This is a genomic window from Clostridium sp. Marseille-Q7071, assembly GCF_965112025.1.
This window is the reverse complement of record NZ_CBCOPR010000001.1, coordinates 4,523,434-4,540,354: the sequence shown is the minus strand read 5'-3', so window position 1 is coordinate 4,540,354 and position 16,921 is coordinate 4,523,434. Positions and strand designations below refer to the sequence as shown.

Sequence of the window (16,921 nt, the reverse complement as noted above, 5' to 3'; positions counted from 1 at the left end):
TAAATATTTTACATCAAAACTAATATAGAGTTCCACAATGGAAATTTAACTTATACATGATTTTAATTTTCGTAACAAAAAATTTTCACCATGAATTAAAAGTTAAGAATGAAAAATGAAGAATTATGGTGTAAATTAATTTTTTTAACTGATTTGGATTTTCTGGAGAACACTGTTCCCCCTACAGTTAGTCAATTGAGAATTGTGAATTGAAAAGTTATGAATGTAATAGTTTCAAGTATAATACTGAAAAGCATTAATTTTTTTACATATATATTAATTTTAGAACTGGTATATCTAAATAATGTATATCATTTATCTTCTCTATTAATATTAGTAGCCTTACCTAAAAATATGCTTGTATAATGAAGAATTTTATGTTTTCAAAAGAAACTTGTTGTTATATTAATTAGTACTTCAAGCTTTAATTAATAGCAATTAAATAATAGAAATATCCTAATGTGGAGTGTAGTACATAAATTCAAAATAAAAAATCTGTAGCATGTATTATGAAAATTTATAACAATAACATCAATTATTTGACATTTATATTGTACAAATTTGTCAATGTACAATATAATTAAAATTAATTCAAAAAAATACTAAAAATACTAAAAACATTATAAATATTACAAAAAATACAAACAATATATAAAATAATAAAAAAATATAACATAAGGCTTTTAAAGGAGAAGAATGATGAAATCACTTAAATCATCGAATACTTTTTATATGGCAGTTCAAAATTTAAAATATCGAAAATTTAGAAGTATAGCAATGATTTTTTTTATTATATTGTTATCTGCATCTTTATTTACAAGTTCCTTAATCATTTTTAACATAAAAATAGGTATGGATAAGGCAGTAGAAAGAATGGGTGCTGATATTATTGTAATCCCAGAGGGGTATAAGGAAGAATTAAAAACATCTATGTTTACGGGAGAAGCATGTACCATTTACTTTGAAGGTAATTGGGCGGGGAAATTGTCTTCTGTAGAAGGAGTTAAAAAAGCTAGTCCACAATTATACTTAGCTACTATGACAGATAGCCTTTGTTGTGTAGGAGGCAATCAATTAATTGCATATGATGAATCTACAGATTTTATAGTAAAATCATGGCTCCGCGAAGATAGTAAATTAAAAAAAGATGAAGTTATCGTGGGAAGTGACTTAATTGTTGGGCAAGATGGAATGTTGAAATATTTTAATTATCCTTTAAAAGTAAAAAATAAAATGGAAAAAACAAATATGAGTTATGATACATGTGTTTTTATGTCTTTTGAAACCGCAAAGGAATTGGTACAAACCAAGGAAGCAAAAGGTTACTTGAAATTTAATAACTATGACAACTTAAGCTCTATGGTCACCATTGATGTAGAAGAGGGTTATGATATAGAGCAAGTTAAGAAAAATATTGAATATGCATTCCCAAAACAAGGAATTAATGTTTGCACTGCAAATACTTTAGTTAGTAATACTGTGAATAATATGAAGCAATTTCAAAGTTATAGCACAGTTTTAATAACTCTTTTATTCATTATGACATTTATGGCTTTAATTCTTATATTTTCTATGACTATTAAAGAAAGAAACAGAGAATTTGGAATTTTATATACTATGGGTATGATAAAATCTCAGCTTGTGAAAATGATTGTTATTGAAGCTAGTATAATAAGTTTAATTGGAGGGATTTTAGGTGCTACTTGTTCTTATGGATTAATTGTTATATTTAAAAATTTTATTGCTGTGAAATTACAGGTTGATAAATTGCAATTATACGGACCAGCTATATTCAAAAACTTTTTAGTATGCATAGGAATTTCATTAATATCAGGAGTAATAGCTTCATTATACTCAGCATACACAGTAGGGAAAAAAGAACCATATCATTTAATTAGTGAAAATCAAGTTTAAAAGATAACTAGGTGGAAAATATTATGAATTTAAAAACTGTAAATTTAAAAAAGAAATACATAAGAAATGGGCAAGAATTTTATGCTGTAAATGGTGTTAATATAGAACTACAGGATAAGGAATTTGTAGGACTTGTTGGTCATTCTGGATGTGGCAAAAGCACTTTACTTAATATGATTGCAGGAATTTTAAAACCTACAGAGGGAGAAATATTTATAAATGATATAAATATATTGAATCAAAATGAAAAACAATTGGCTAATATAAGGCAGCAAGTAATGGCATATATTTTACAAGGATATAATCTATTATCTAATTTTACGATTTTAGAAAATGTTTGTATGCCATTATATTTAGCAGGAAATAAAAATGTGGATACTGGTGCTGCTGTTAGGATTTTGGACTCTGTTGGTTTAAAAGATGTAGCAAATTCATATCCAACTAGTTTGTCTGGTGGAGAACAAAGAAGAGTAGCTATTGCAAGAGCATTAATGCAAAATCCTAAAATTATTATTGCAGATGAGCCAACTAGTAATTTAGATTATGAAAATGGCATTAATGTTATGGAGAGCTTAAAAAAATCTGCAGAATATGGAGTTTCAGTGCTTATTAGTACTCATGAAAAAGAATTTTATCACTATTTTGATCGTTTATACAAAATGGAAAAAGGCTGTATTGTTTAGATATTAAATTAAAGGGGAGTGATGTTATGGAAAGATCTGAAAATATTGTTATTACAAAAGAAAAGCTCATAGAACTTGAAAGTGCACCAAAAACAAAACTCCAAAGGCTAATGGATTATCTTATTTGTTTTGGGCCTATTATTATGGGAGTATTTGCTTTATTAGAATATTATTTTCTTCCCAATTATAAGAATAATCAAAGTACAAACTCCTATGGTATATTCATAGGAGCACTTATGTTGGCAGTTTTTATAGGTTTTGTAGTGAGCTTGTTTAAAAAAAGTGTATTTAGTAAATTAAGACATTTAGCGCCTTTTTATATTTTTGTATTTTTTTTACTAATGCTTTATGATTATTTAACTTTAAAGACTGGTATATTGATGATGCCTTATTTTCCTTGTGTAGATCAATTATTAAATGCAATGATAGATGAAAGAGTGTATTTATTTGATTGTGCTAAGCATTCTCTAATTTTATTGTTTATAGGATACTTTTCAGGTGCAGCTGTAGGGTTGATTACTGGTATTGCATGTGGTTATAGTAAAAAGATTAATTATTGGATATCTCCATTTATGAAATTATTAGGACCTATACCATCTACTACATGGCTTCCTATAGTTATGGTTCTTGCAGCTTCTTTATTTAAAGGAAGTATATTTATTATTGCATTAGGGGTATGGTATCCAGTTACAATGGCTACTATTACGGGTATCAATAATATTGATAAATCCTATTATGAGGCAGCAAAAACTTTAGGTGCTAAAAATAGTCAGTTAATATTTAGAATTGCAATTCCATCAGCAATACCAAATATGTTTCAAGGATTAACTACTGGTATGAGTAGTGCATGTACTGCTTTGTTAGTAGCAGAAATGTTAGGTGTTGAATCAGGACTTGGATGGTATATTACATGGCAAAAATCCTGGGCACAATTTGCTAAGATGTATGCAGCAATCATCATAATATGTTTGATCTTCATTCTAGTTAACGTAATTTTTTCACTTATTAAAAAGCGTGTACTACGTTGGCAGGAAGGGGTGGTACAATAATGAAAACATCTAGAGATTTAAAGTTAAATAAAGTATCTAAAAGTTTTATAAGAACAGATGCTGAGGGGATAACCAATGCTTTGGAAAATATAAATTTAGAAATTAATCCAGGAGATTTTGTTAGTATTGTTGGACCAAGTGGTTGTGGCAAATCAACTATTTTAAGGTTAATAGCAGGGCTAATTGTTCCAACCACTGGAAGAATTACTTTAGATGATGAAGAAATAAAAGGAACAGATCCAAAACGTGGAATGGTATTTCAAAAACCTACATTATTTCCTTGGTTAACTGTAGAGCAAAACGTATCATTTAGTCTTCGTATGCAAAAACAACTAAAAGGAAATGAAAATAATGTTGATAGAATGATTAATATGGTAGGGTTAGATGAGTTTCGTAATTCCTATCCCCATCAACTATCCGGGGGTATGGCACAACGTGTTGCACTAATAAGAACAATGATTAACGAGCCAGAAGTATTTTTATTAGATGAACCATTAGGAGCATTAGATGCATTTACACGTATGAATATGCAAGATGAACTTCTTAGTATGTGGAAAGAAAAAAAACAAATAATGGTTATGGTTACTCATGATGTAGATGAGGCTATATATATGGGCACAAGGGTAGTTGTTATGGAACCAAGGCCAGGAAGAATAAGAGAGGATATAGCTATTGATTTAGAATATCCTAGAAATCGTAATAGTAAAAAGTTCTTAGAATATCGTATTAAGATATTGGAGATGCTGAATTTTGGTAAAAATGAGTAGTAATAAAGAGGTGTCTTAAATTAAATTTACCTTGAGACAACCACTTTAAATATATTTTAATTTGGGGGAAAACAATGAAGAAGAAATTATTAAGTTTAATACTAAGTGCTATTTTAGTAGCATCAGTAGGATTAGTTGGTTGTAGTAAAACTGATAATTCAAGTGCAGATGCAGATAAGCCAGTTTCTGCTGGCAGTGTTTCAAATAAGGAAGGACTTTCGGAAGAAGAAGCTTGGAAATTAGAACCTGCTTATGGGAAATCAATTAAAATTGGATATAATGGAGGACTTTGTTTAGGAGCTTTTGGTATTGCATCTGAAAAAGGCTTTTATGAAGCAGAAGGACTAAAAACTGAAGTAGTGAAAATGACATCGCAAACAGATGCTCTTGGAACAGGACAAGTAGATGTAGCAGGAGACCATATTGCAACATTATTAGTTCCAGCTGTTAATGGTGTTAATATGGTATTTACAACTGGATGTCATACAGGTTGTAAATCACTTTATGTATTAGCCAATTCTGGAATAAAGTCAACCGCTGACTTAGTTGGAAAAACAATTGCTGTTGGAGATGGTATTGGCGGATCTGATCATAACATTTCATTGAGATTTCTAAATCATGATAATGTAGATCCAAATAAAGTAAAATTTAAACCAGTAGAATCTAGTGCTGTTATATTGGCAATGCAAAATGGTGAAGTACAAGCAGTAACTTTAAGCGATCAATTTGCAAAGAAGTTTGTAGATGACGGTACATTAAAGATTATTCGTTCTTTAACATTTGATGAGGATTTTGCACAAGAAACATGTTGTGTTCATGCAGTAAATAGTGATTTTTATGAAAAGAATCCTATTACGGTAAAAAAACTTACTCGTGCTCACCAAGAGGCAAGTAATTGGATAGAAAAAAATAAAGAAGAGTTTGTAAAAATTATGCTTGATAAAAAATGGGCTTCAGGAGATTATGATTTAGTATTAGATATTGCTAAAACATATAAATTTGATATTTCTGATAAGGCTACTGATGATACTTTACGTAGTATTATTAATGATTATAAAACATTCGGATTAATTAGTGAAGATAAAGATACAGATAAATTAATGGATTCTTTATGGCATGAAGTTTTAGCTGATAAATAAATGACGAAAGTTGAGGGCAGCATTTGTGAAGAATAGAGTTGGAATAGGAATTGTTTATTTAATTGTAGGTGTTTTATTGATTGTTGGACCGCAAACCTTTATACCTGTTTGTCCACAGGGAGAAAAAATTATGAAATGTTTTTGGACTCAACGTGCTGAATTAGGTGTTGGAATTTTATTTATAGCTTCTGGGGTTTGCGTGCTTTTAGCAAAGTCAGAATTAATTAGATTCGGAATAAGCATATCAAATATATTTTTAGGTGTTTTAACATTTTTGATACCAGCTGTTTTAATTGGTGGATGTAAAAAGCTTGATATGGCATGCAGAAGTATTACTTTCCCAATATTCTATGTAATTGCAAGTGTTGTAATTATAATTTCTTTGATAAATTGTTTCTATTTAAGAAAGAATTTATCATAAAATAATATTTAAAATAAAAGGTATTCTCAAGTATTAATTTTAAATTATAGCTTGAAAATACCTTTTTTATAATTATCTTTAGGGATATAAACAAATTATGAATAGAATTTGTTTTGTGTGAATTGTGAATTGAAAAAGTTGTGAATTAAATAGTTTTAATTATAATACTAAAAAGCGCTAATTATTTTCACATATATTAATCTTAAAACTGATATATCTATATTTATATAGTATTAACTTTTAAGACTAAATAGCATTAGACTTTATTAGACAACATAAAGATTGGACTTACATTGTCTTTTTATTTTCTATAAGTACGTTAGCACAAATATGATATAAAAGTTACAATAAAGTATATAATTTACATTTGATTTGATATAATAGTTATAAAATTTATACTGTACTTATAATATAAGAAAAATTTTTCATATTAAATGAAGTTCATTTTATTATTAATATTAGTAGCACTTAGTATAATAAATACAGTAAATTAATGGGGACGTAAAAATGGATAAAGTTAATGTTTGTGAAAAATTGAGTTTATTTAATGAATATTGGAATCCTAAAATTTTAGGAGAGGTCAATGAATCTTATGTGAAAGTTGCTAAATTTAAAGGAGAATTCCTATGGCATATTCATGAAAATGAAGATGAAATGTTTTATGTATTAAAAGGACAACTGATTATTAAATTTAGGGATAAAGACATTACTTTAAACCAAGGAGAGTTTCTCATTATTCCAAAAGGAATTGAACATATGCCTGTGGCTGAAGAGGAAGTACATGTAATGCTAATTGAAGCAAAAACAACGTTGAATACTGGGAATGTAATAAATGAAAGAACTGTAGAAAAGCTTGAAGAGTTTTAGTAGAGAAATTTATTAACTATCTAAGATCAATACAGATTAGTTGATAATTCAGATAATGATAACATTGAAATAACTAGCAACTATAAAGAATCTTAGAATGAAATAGTACTAGTTATTTTTATGAAAGATTAAAGACTTACGAATTCAACAGAAAAACTTAAATCATTAAAAGTAATTGTTATTTTAGGAAGGAAGATATGAAGTTTAAAGTAAGAGAAAAAATATTACACGGAAATAATAAATTATATATTTATGTACCTTTAGAAATACCGAAGCAACTTACAGCTGTAGATCCAATAGTTTGGGACAAGGCGATACTTGGTAATTCAACTGCTTATGAGTTTCTTAAAAAAATGTTTGTTTTTGCTTCAAGTTTAGAGGCTCAACAACTTATATATATCCCAACAAATCCTGCAAAATTAAATGAGTATAGAGATATATGGGAATATGGAATATTTGATATGGATATTGTACTTATAAATTATCATGGAGTTCAGCTTAAAGCTAAAGAAATATTTAAAGCTATTAAAGAAACAAATATAGTTTCTGAAAAACTTAGAGATATAGCTATTGAAGAAACACATATTCAGTATCCTAATCACTGGTTAACTGACAGAAAATTAACTACAAAGCGGTTCAAAAACCTTTTAATAATCTCAACTAACAGAGATGTATTTTTAAAATTTGCCTATGATACTAGGCATATGACGGGGATGGCGGATGACGAAGAATATAACTTTGACTACCATATTCATGAGGATTGGATTGGCACTTCAGAAGATAATGGATTTAATTTTTTATATTACCATGAAAAAGAAAATATGTGACATTAGCTAAAACATGTTGCTAATCAAGAACAATAGCTACGCGTATGTATAAGAAAAAATATATCTATATATAGTGTAACTGCTAGTAAAAAATTATAAATTTATTTAACTAGAAAGAGGGGAATTCTATTGATATTGTTTAAAGAGATTACGAGAGAAAACTTCTGGGAATGCATTGAACTTAGTGTTACAGAAAATCAGAAAAGTTTTGTGGCATCTAATGCAGTTTCAATTGCGCAGGCAAAAGTCCAACCAGAATGTATACCACTTGCAGTGTATAATGATGATACCATGGTAGGATTTATAATGTATTGTATTGATGAAGATGATGGTGAATATTGGATTTATAGAATAATGATTGATAAAGACTATCAATCAAATGGATACGGTAAAAAAACTTTAGAGAAGCTTTTAGAGATTATAAAGGAAGATAAGTCACATAATAAGATTTTTCTTGGGGTCCATAAAGAAAGTATTCAAGCTGTAAATTTATATAAGAGTGTAGGTTTTGATTTCAATGGACAAGTATTTGATGGTGAACACATTATGAGATTAGACTATTAATTGGCAGGGAGAAGCATATGAAAGTACAACTTAAAAAAAGTTTAACTGGACAAGCAGAAAATCCATCCAAATTTCAAATAAAAAGTTGACTTTAGAAGGTATAGAACTGGAAGAAAAATTAACATATTGCTTATCAATATTTACTGAGGGAACATTAGATCCAGATATTGCAGGTAAAAAACCAGACAAATTTATTACAAATCTTAAAAATGGCATTTTTGGAGATTTCTCAAAAAGATATATTATAGCTGTATATGATAATGATGAAGTTATTGGGATTCTAATAGGATTTCCACAAGAAGACCAAATAATGCACATTTATTCACTACATGTCTCACCAAAATATCGTAATAGAGGGGCAGCCTCTGAGTTATTATTCACATGTATAGATGATATGTATATGAGAAGTGTAAAAGACATCATTATAGATGTTCATGCTGATAATAAACCTGCATATAATCTATATAAGAAGTTTGGATTTGTAGAATTTTCATAAAATTATGATAAAATCTAAAGTACAGTCAGATATAATTTTATAAATTAGAAATGAAAAACATTGTGATTGGAGTGATTCTTATGAAATATCCATGCTTAAAGCCATTTGTAAATTCATAGCAGAGACTGCTATGAAGATGTTATAAAAATTACTTTATAAGTAGTCTTTGCTCATAACTTTATATTAATAGGGAGGGCAAGATATGGCTTATATTAGTGCACAAACTGTGTTACCAGAAGAAGTAATAAAATTAATACAAGAATACGTAGATGGAGAATGTCTATATATTCCAAGAAAAAATGGAAATGAAAAATCTTGGGGCGAAAAGAATGGCATAAAGAAAAGTTTTAAGAAAAGAAATAATGAAATATTTTATAAATATATAAATGGAAGTGCTGTTGTTGAACTATCAGAAGAATATTATCTTTCAGAAAAAACTATAAGAGGGATAATAAGTAAGGAAAAACGTTAATACTTATTATAAAAAAGTCTTATTTCAATTAGTATTGATAATAAGGCTTTTTTTGTATCTATCGCAGCGTTGGATATAATTTAGCAAAAATCTCTACAAAGTGGCAAAGAAGAATAAACTTATGCTATATGCTTGAATTCTATTATGAACCGTTTATAAGATTTTAATATAAAAATGTGGATGTTAGAATGAAGCTATAAACAATAATGGAATTTGAGTGAGGGGATAAAGATGAAGTTGGAATTTAGAATACCTGTAAAAAGTGACATTGAAGATATTTTGACATGGAAATATGATGGAATATATTCATTTTATGATAACAGCATTCAGAAGGAAAAGATAGAGTGGATAGAGAGTTGTATTAATTCAGATGATAATTTTTCAATTTATAATGAGCAAAATGAACTTGTAGGCAATTGTTCATTCTATTATATTGAAGAATTCTTCTGTTTAGGTGTACAAATGAGACCAGAACTTACTGGAAAAGGCTTTGGTACAGAATTTGTAAGGGCCATAATTAATTTTGGAAAGAAAAAATATAATTTAAGTTACATTGATTTAACAGTAGCAAAATTCAATAAAAGGGCAATTAAGGTATATGAAAAATTAGGTTTTAAAATTATTGAAGAAATTGTTAATACTATAAGAGGTAATGACTATGATTTTCTAATTATGAGATTGATATTTGATATATAGATATACCAGATCTAAAATTAATATATATGAAAAAATGATATTTTAGTATTGTAGTTAAAACTATTGAATTCACAACTCACAGATGTATTGATTATAAAGAGGGAGTTCACAATTCACAATTGTGGTTATTTCTCAGCAATAACTGAGAAATTTAAAATTGACTAGTTGTAGCGGAGAACAGTGTTCTCCATAAATCCTAAGCCATATTTATATAATTTTAGTTGTAGCGTTTGATGATGTTATATATGTAAAAAATATCTGGCGAACACTGTTCACCCCTACGAGAAAACAGTAATTGTATTTCTATCAAAAAATTAGCTAAAGAAATTAACTTACACCCCTGGGGTATGTAACAGATTAAAAAAGTTTTATGGAAATTAAAATACATGAATAAGCCTAGTAAATATAAGCTAAACTCTAAAATACTCCTGGGGTGCAGTATAGTATGGCACGATAGCTACATCATTAAAGAATATTTTAGTTATATTGCTTATCTCCATTAATATTAGTTGAAGTTTTTGGTGTTGTATCAAATCATACTGCACCTCAGGGGAACCCTAACGGGCTTCACTACTGTTCCCAAGAGGTGGAGACTATCTTAATTTATAAAGATTTAAGCTATTTCTTAATTTTTATATAGCTTAAAACATTAAAAATGAAAAGAAGACCTCCTTTGATTTATTTGACATGGAATACTTTATTTGGTAATATGAAACCAGAGTATAATTAAGAATGAATATCAATGTCAATGTCATACCAAGGGAGGTATAATAAAATGCAACAGAAATTAAGTGGGGTTCCTGAAACATTACTTATTCCACTTTGGGCTAGAGCAATTGAAACTAAAAATTCAAATCCAATAATAAAAGATTATAAAGCAATAGAGATGATGGAAAATATTGATTATGATTTCTCAAAATTTGATAATGCTTAGATGTCTCAAACTGGAGTTGCTGTACGAACTGAAATTCTTGATAATGCTACTAAATCTTTTATTGATAAAAATCCTAATGCTATAATTATAAATATTGGTTGTGGATTGGATACTCGCTTTTTAAGATTAGATAATAATAGAATTGTATGGTATGAATTAGATCTACCTGAACCAATTAGAATAAAAAAGCAATTTTTTGAGGAAATGGAAAGATACAGAATGATAGCTAAATCTGTCTTTGATTATTCATGGATTAATGAAATAAAAGTATCTAATGAACCAATCTTGATTATAATTGAAGGACTATTAATGTATTTTACAGACCAAGAAGTGAAAAAATTAATAAATAAATTAGTGTCATCATTTCCAAATGCAGAAATGCTTTTTGAAACAATGACACCTAGTATAGTGAAGAGAAGTAATAAACATGACACTGTAAATAAGGTTGGGGTTAGTTTTAAATGGGGAATAAACAGTGGAAAAGAAATGTTAAAATTTAACGAAAGAATTGATTTTATTGAGGAGTGGAATTATTTTGACTACCATAAGGATAGATGGCGTTGGTTTGGGCGGCTAGCATTAATTCCATCATTTAGAAAGCGTTTCAATAATAAAATTGTTCATTTAAGATTCTCTTAATAAGTATTAATATTTTTAAATTTATGAAATAAGGACAATTAAATATTAGATTAGCTTAATATATTTATATTTAATTAATAACTATAAATGATTTTTATAATACCGTATTATTCAGAAATGAGTTTTACGGTATTTTTATGTGGCAATATAATAAAAGTTATTGTTGAAAACTGAAGAATATGGTATTAGAAAATTATATACAATTGATAGATATATTAGTATATAATTGTAGCATATTATGGAGATTACTTATGTTATGTTGATTGGAGGGACAAAGATATGGATATAATTTTTGATTTAGGAAAAGAAAGTGATATTAATGAATTAGAACAGCTTTATAACGATCTAAATGACTATTTAGAACAAGGAATAAACTATCCTGGATGGAAAAAAGGGATATATCCTGTTCGGGAAAATGCAATTAATGGAGTTAAAGATGGTAATCTATATGTATTAAAACACAATGGAAAAATCATTGGTTCTGTCATTCTAAGGCATGAACCAGAGGCTGCGTATTATAAGGCTAAATGGGAATTTGAATCTGACTATTCAGATGTTTTTGTTATATATACATTTGTAGTTCATCCCAAATTTTTGAAATGTGGTGTAGGCAAAGCATTAATGGACTTTTCTATTGAACATAGTATTAAGTCACAAGCTAAATCAATTAGATTAGATGTTTACGAAGGCAATACACCTGCTATTAGATTATATGAAAAATGTGGTTTTAAATATATTGATACAGTTGACCTGGGACTTGGAAACTATGGACTGAACTGGTTTAGACTATATGAAAAATTGCTATAAGGATAGTGAGCGCAATTTTCTTATAAGATATGAAGGCTACAAATTTAAATAATTTTTTAAGATACTGTATTATTCAGAAATGAGTTTTACGGTATTTTTATGTTGCAATATAATAAAATTAATTGTTGAAAACTAAATATTGTGGTGCTTGGGAATGAATTATAATATGACCCTTTCAGGAGATAATCACTATGGGCTACAAAAATAAACATTTGAAAAATTATAAATATACAATCCCAGTAACAATAAAAATATTAATGAGATTGCATATAAGCGAATATTTATTTTTTATCTATATCTAGAACTGTTTGCAGTAACACATTAGCTCCTTTTAAACAATTATCAAGTGGTGTTTTTTCTATTTCACAATGGCTGTGTCCGCCAATACTTGGAACAAAAATCATGGTTGTAGGCAACATATCTGCCGTAAATTGGGCATCATGGCCGGGACCACTGTACACTCTCATATTAGAGTAACCATAAAGATTAGCATTTTTCTCTACAAAATTAATCAATTCATTATTAAAACTAACAGTTTTGCGTGACCATAATTTCCTATAAGTAACTTTACATTTTGCTAATTCTTTGGGGATATTTTCAATAATTTCAACCACTTGTTGTATTACTTTTGGATTTTGATGTCTTGCATCTAATGTAAATTTAACATTATCCGGTATAATTGTATGTATATTAGGGAAACAAATTATTCTACCAGTAGTATAAACTAATTTATCATCAAGTTTATTAAGTTCTTTATGCAAATATTGAATAGCTTCAGAAGCTGCTAGAAGAGCATCTTTTCTCATTTTTTGTGGAACTGTTCCAGCATGACCAGCTTGGCCAATAAATTCAAATTCATAATTTACCATTCCAACAACACCTTCTACAACACCTATATCTACTTTTGATGATTCTAAAACTGGACCTTGTTCAATATGAAGTTCCAGAAGAGCCATATAATCTTTGGGATTTATTCTGTTTTGTTCTTCACCTTTATATCCGCTTGCATCCAGTGCCTCACCAAAGGATATACCATTCTTATCCTTAGAATCTAGCATTTTTGATTTATCAAATTTACCTGTAATAACACCTGAGGACATCATAGCAGGGTCAAAACGAGCACCTTCTTCGTTAGTCCAAATCATAACTGTAATTGGATGGCGATGTGGAATTTTTTCTGTAACTATAGTTTCAGCTACTTCCATTGCTGTAAGTACTCCTAAAATACCATCATAGTTTCCACCTTGTACTACTGAATCACAATGTGATCCCATTGCAATATGAGGAAGGGTTTCTTCAGAGCCTTTGAAAGTAGCATACATATTTCCCATATCATCTGTTGTTATACTTGCTCCTAGTTCATTCATTCTCTTTGAAAATTCTGCTCTTGCCTGAAGGGCTGGCTTTGATAAAGATAATCTTGTTATTCCGCCATTTTCTGTAGCGCCGAACTTACTGAAAGTAATAATCTTATCTTCTAATCTTTTTTTATCACAAATTAACATATAACACACTCCCTTACATATTTAGTGTACAACTTACTAAAACACTTGTCATGCCTATATTTATCCAATGGTTACTAGTTCTGATACTAGCACTTATTAAAAGTAGGGTTAAAGAGCGGCTACGTCTCTCTTCAAAAATAAATTTGTGATATTTTTGTTTTACAATTAATTTATAATATAAAGATTATAGTTTTACATAAAATTATTATAAAATAAAGTTAATTCCAGATATTATAAAAAAATTAAATTTAAGTGAAAATCAAATGAACCTTTTAGAAGGTATATGCGTCTAACTAGTGTAAGGCAAAAAAGTAGCGCTGCAATTTGCAAGGAAAGGTAGGAAGTCAATTGAATAAAGATACATTTATAGATAAAGTTCTTGAGACTGAGTCTACTTTATATCATGTATCTAAATCAATTTTGATTTATGATCAAGATTGTGAGGATGCAGTTCAAGGAGCAATTTTAAAAGCTTATAACAAATTAGATACATTAAAGGAAGAACAATATTTTAAGACGTGGTTAGTTAGGATACTCATAAATGAATGTTATAGTTTAAAACGTAGTGAATGTGCAACTGTATCTTATGAAGAGTACTTTGAGTTTACCAAGGCTGATGATAAAAAGGATTATAGCGGATTATATTTGGCAATTCAGAAATTACCAGAGCGGATTCGTATTACAATTGTACTTTATTATGTAGAGGGATACTCAATAGAAGAAATTAAAAAAATTTTAAAAATACCTGCAGGAACTGTAAAAAGTAGATTATCAAAAGGACGAAAGTTATTAAAAATAGAACTAGAAGATATGGAGGTATCGTATGAATAATCATAATTGGGATAATGCCTTTCCAGATACACCAGAAAATTTTAAAAATAAGGTAAGGTCTACATTAAATAGCTTACCAGATCAAAAGGAGAATTGTGAAATGGAAAATAAAAAATCATATAAAAAAGCATCATTTAGAAAGAGAACTATGGTTGCACTAGTAGCTGCTATGGTAGTAGGAACAACTGTATTTGCTGCAGGAAAAATTGTATCTATAGAGTCACATGGAAGTAATATACCAAATTATACTACCATACCTACAGAAGAAAAAGTAAAAAAAGATGTAGGATTTAATCCTAAATTAGTTAAGGAATTTGATAATGGATATACCTTTAAAGGTGGACATATTTTTGATGAGACAGGTAATGATTCAGAAAGAAATCCTGTATTAAAAGCAAAAGCATTGAGTTTTGATTATACAAAAGGAAATGATGAAGTAACTCTTAATATGGATGAGGGAAGATTGGCAGGAGAATCAGGAAAAGAAAAGATTGTTGATAACTATAATAGTATAGATTTATATTATACTTCATATGCCAACAAATTAGTCCCAGGAAATTATACAATGACAGAACAAGATAAGAAGGATGAAGCGTCTGGAAAATATGTATTTAGCTTTGGATCTGTCGAAGAAAAAATTTCTCAAATTCAATATTTACGTTGGATGCAAGATGGAATTCATTATTCTTTCTTAGTAGTAGATTCTGATCTATCACAAGATGAATTGATTAAAATGGTTCATCAAGTTATTGATGCTAAATAGAAATAAGAGCAGAGATATTTGAAATTTTGAAAATAGAATAGAAGTATTTGTTTCTTACTGTTAAGGATACAGTGTTTATTAAAAATCTATCCTGCATTTTTAAGAGTATCTAGGTTTTATGTATAAATCAGCAGCCATAATGAATCTTAATATCATTATGGCTTTTTTCTGGTCCTAGCATCGGGATCAACTTGATGGTGAAAATCCGTTGTGAGCTTGGTAGGGGAAGTAATATAGGGATACAATGTGAAGGCTTAAATACTTAGAAATTAAGGATTAATAATGAAGAATGAAGAATTCAGGAAAAAATTCACTAAAGGTGGATTTCTTAAAATAAAATTAATTTTAACAAAACTTCAAAGGCTTTGGTTATGGAGTTTTAACCATAATTATTCATCCTTAATTTTTAATTTTAAATACATAAATGAAAATTTAACTAACACTATGGAGAGACTACATTTGCTAATATCTTTATAATAGAGCGAATACATAAGAAAGAAATATCTGAAAATGTTAAGTTTAGTTGACAAATCTCCATCTTCACTTGATAGAAAACAATTTTAGTTTTTAGTATACTATATCTACAAGTTAACTTGAGATAAAAGAGAATTGAAATAAAAGAAAAGATGGTGATTATTATGTCATTAGGTGAAAGATTGTTGTATTTGCGTAAAAAAGCAGGTTTATCACAGGAAGATGTGGCTGAAAAATTAAATGTATCTCGACAAACAGTAAGTAAATGGGAAACTAACCAGACGGTCCCTGAATTGATTAAAGCAAAATTATTAAGTCAGCTGTACAATGTAAGCTATGACTATCTTATTAGTGAAAGCCATATTGGTGGTGATGTTACTAGTATTGAAATGATAGTTGATGAAATTGATTGGACTAGCGCATGGAGTAAAAAGCATCCTATTTTAGCTTCATATCAAGGTATAGAAGGAATAAATACCTACTGTGAAAAGATATCCGAGTTGTATGACACTTTTAAAAATGAGTTCAATTTTAACGATGTGGATACTGTTTTGATTTTAAAAGATATCCTTTACCAAAAATATAAAATGGAAAAAAAGAAAAACAAGTAAAATGAATATTATTTGTGATAATTTTATTTTACAATCTTATTGCAGTAAGAATTAGCAAAAACAAATAGATTAAAGCATCTAGCATCGCATTATTCAGAAATGAATTTGCGATATTTTTTTGTGGTCGGATATTTTATACTAACATTAATAAGTAATTTTTAGAGTATATTTAGGCGCTTTTTTATTAGAATATATAAGAAATAAATAGAAGTTTAAATTTTTATGTTATTTATTTAAAAGAATTATAAACATTATACTTAATATATTATTTAATTTATGTAGAGACGAACAGTGTTCGTCTCTACCATATATCATCTACTGAAGATGTCATAAATTTATATGATAACGTAATTTGAATATAAGACGAATTGGAAGTAAAATATGTTCTTTGCTACGAAAATAAACTATATTTCTATTTTCGTTTGCAACTGCGAAGTAAATCATGAATCGTTGAAAAGTGAA

At 28.4% G+C, this 16,921-nt stretch carries 19 protein-coding genes; 18 read left to right on the top strand and 1 reads right to left on the bottom strand.

Annotation, left to right across the window (positions count from 1 at the left end; translation table 11 throughout):
* The first annotated feature begins 699 nt into the window (after positions 1-699).
* The 15 genes from ACWPW7_RS21570 to ACWPW7_RS21500 all read left to right on the top strand — a co-directional run bounded on the left by ACWPW7_RS21570 (position 700) and on the right by ACWPW7_RS21500 (position 12,275).
* On the top strand, positions 700-1,914 hold the full coding sequence (locus ACWPW7_RS21570; RefSeq protein ID WP_454055235.1) for an ABC transporter permease: 1,215 nt from the start codon (positions 700-702) through the stop codon (positions 1,912-1,914).
* Positions 1,915-1,937: 23 nt separating this feature from the next.
* Entirely contained in the window at positions 1,938-2,597 is a 660-nt protein-coding gene (locus ACWPW7_RS21565) for an ABC transporter ATP-binding protein (RefSeq protein WP_454055234.1), read from the top strand.
* A 26-nt stretch (positions 2,598-2,623) separates the two neighbouring features.
* The gene (locus ACWPW7_RS21560; protein WP_454055233.1) at positions 2,624-3,646 is read left to right on the top strand and encodes an ABC transporter permease; all 1,023 of its coding nucleotides are present in this window, start codon (positions 2,624-2,626) and stop codon (positions 3,644-3,646) included.
* Positions 3,646-4,413: an ABC transporter ATP-binding protein gene (locus ACWPW7_RS21555; protein ID WP_454055232.1), complete on the top strand. Its 768-nt coding sequence runs from the start codon at positions 3,646-3,648 to the stop codon at positions 4,411-4,413. The genes ACWPW7_RS21560 and ACWPW7_RS21555 overlap by 1 nt, the downstream gene beginning before the upstream one ends.
* A gap of 74 nt (positions 4,414-4,487) precedes the next feature.
* Positions 4,488-5,552, top strand: coding sequence for an ABC transporter substrate-binding protein (locus ACWPW7_RS21550; protein WP_454055231.1), 1,065 nt, complete (start codon positions 4,488-4,490; stop codon positions 5,550-5,552).
* A 25-nt stretch (positions 5,553-5,577) separates the two neighbouring features.
* Positions 5,578-5,973, top strand: coding sequence for a DUF4418 family protein (locus tag ACWPW7_RS21545; RefSeq protein WP_454055230.1), 396 nt, complete (start codon positions 5,578-5,580; stop codon positions 5,971-5,973).
* A gap of 507 nt (positions 5,974-6,480) precedes the next feature.
* The gene (locus ACWPW7_RS21540; RefSeq protein ID WP_454055229.1) at positions 6,481-6,840 is read left to right on the top strand and encodes a cupin domain-containing protein; all 360 of its coding nucleotides are present in this window, start codon (positions 6,481-6,483) and stop codon (positions 6,838-6,840) included.
* A gap of 197 nt (positions 6,841-7,037) precedes the next feature.
* On the top strand, positions 7,038-7,667 hold the full coding sequence (locus ACWPW7_RS21535; protein ID WP_454055228.1) for a hypothetical protein: 630 nt from the start codon (positions 7,038-7,040) through the stop codon (positions 7,665-7,667).
* A 129-nt stretch (positions 7,668-7,796) separates the two neighbouring features.
* On the top strand, positions 7,797-8,231 hold the full coding sequence (locus ACWPW7_RS21530) for a GNAT family N-acetyltransferase (RefSeq protein WP_454055227.1): 435 nt from the start codon (positions 7,797-7,799) through the stop codon (positions 8,229-8,231).
* Between the two features lie 85 nt (positions 8,232-8,316).
* Positions 8,317-8,727 (top strand): GNAT family N-acetyltransferase, encoded by a 411-nt coding sequence (locus tag ACWPW7_RS21525; protein WP_454055226.1) that lies wholly within the window; start codon positions 8,317-8,319, stop codon positions 8,725-8,727.
* A gap of 202 nt (positions 8,728-8,929) precedes the next feature.
* On the top strand, positions 8,930-9,199 hold the full coding sequence (locus tag ACWPW7_RS21520; protein WP_454055225.1) for a CD3324 family protein: 270 nt from the start codon (positions 8,930-8,932) through the stop codon (positions 9,197-9,199).
* A gap of 231 nt (positions 9,200-9,430) precedes the next feature.
* A complete protein-coding gene (locus tag ACWPW7_RS21515) occupies positions 9,431-9,895 on the top strand; it encodes a GNAT family N-acetyltransferase (RefSeq protein WP_454055224.1) in 465 nt (154 codons plus the stop codon).
* A gap of 775 nt (positions 9,896-10,670) precedes the next feature.
* The gene (locus ACWPW7_RS21510; RefSeq protein ID WP_454055223.1) at positions 10,671-10,829 is read left to right on the top strand and encodes a hypothetical protein; all 159 of its coding nucleotides are present in this window, start codon (positions 10,671-10,673) and stop codon (positions 10,827-10,829) included.
* The gene (locus ACWPW7_RS21505; RefSeq protein WP_454055222.1) at positions 10,830-11,468 is read left to right on the top strand and encodes a class I SAM-dependent methyltransferase; all 639 of its coding nucleotides are present in this window, start codon (positions 10,830-10,832) and stop codon (positions 11,466-11,468) included.
* A 279-nt stretch (positions 11,469-11,747) separates the two neighbouring features.
* On the top strand, positions 11,748-12,275 hold the full coding sequence (locus tag ACWPW7_RS21500; RefSeq protein ID WP_454055221.1) for a GNAT family N-acetyltransferase: 528 nt from the start codon (positions 11,748-11,750) through the stop codon (positions 12,273-12,275).
* Between the two features lie 281 nt (positions 12,276-12,556).
* Here the strand turns inward: ACWPW7_RS21500 and ACWPW7_RS21495 are convergent, their stop codons facing one another.
* The gene (locus ACWPW7_RS21495) at positions 12,557-13,780 is read right to left on the bottom strand and encodes an allantoate amidohydrolase (RefSeq protein WP_454055220.1); all 1,224 of its coding nucleotides are present in this window, start codon (positions 13,778-13,780) and stop codon (positions 12,557-12,559) included.
* A 348-nt stretch (positions 13,781-14,128) separates the two neighbouring features.
* Here ACWPW7_RS21495 and ACWPW7_RS21490 point away from each other — a divergent pair, with 348 nt between their 5' ends.
* The 3 genes from ACWPW7_RS21490 to ACWPW7_RS21480 all read left to right on the top strand — a co-directional run bounded on the left by ACWPW7_RS21490 (position 14,129) and on the right by ACWPW7_RS21480 (position 16,459).
* Entirely contained in the window at positions 14,129-14,611 is a 483-nt protein-coding gene (locus ACWPW7_RS21490) for an RNA polymerase sigma factor (RefSeq protein ID WP_454055219.1), read from the top strand.
* The gene (locus ACWPW7_RS21485; protein WP_454055218.1) at positions 14,604-15,374 is read left to right on the top strand and encodes a hypothetical protein; all 771 of its coding nucleotides are present in this window, start codon (positions 14,604-14,606) and stop codon (positions 15,372-15,374) included. Before ACWPW7_RS21490 ends, ACWPW7_RS21485 begins: the two co-directional genes overlap by 8 nt.
* 638 nt (positions 15,375-16,012) lie before the next feature.
* Entirely contained in the window at positions 16,013-16,459 is a 447-nt protein-coding gene (locus ACWPW7_RS21480; protein ID WP_454055556.1) for a helix-turn-helix domain-containing protein, read from the top strand.
* The last annotated feature ends 462 nt before the right edge of the window (positions 16,460-16,921 follow it).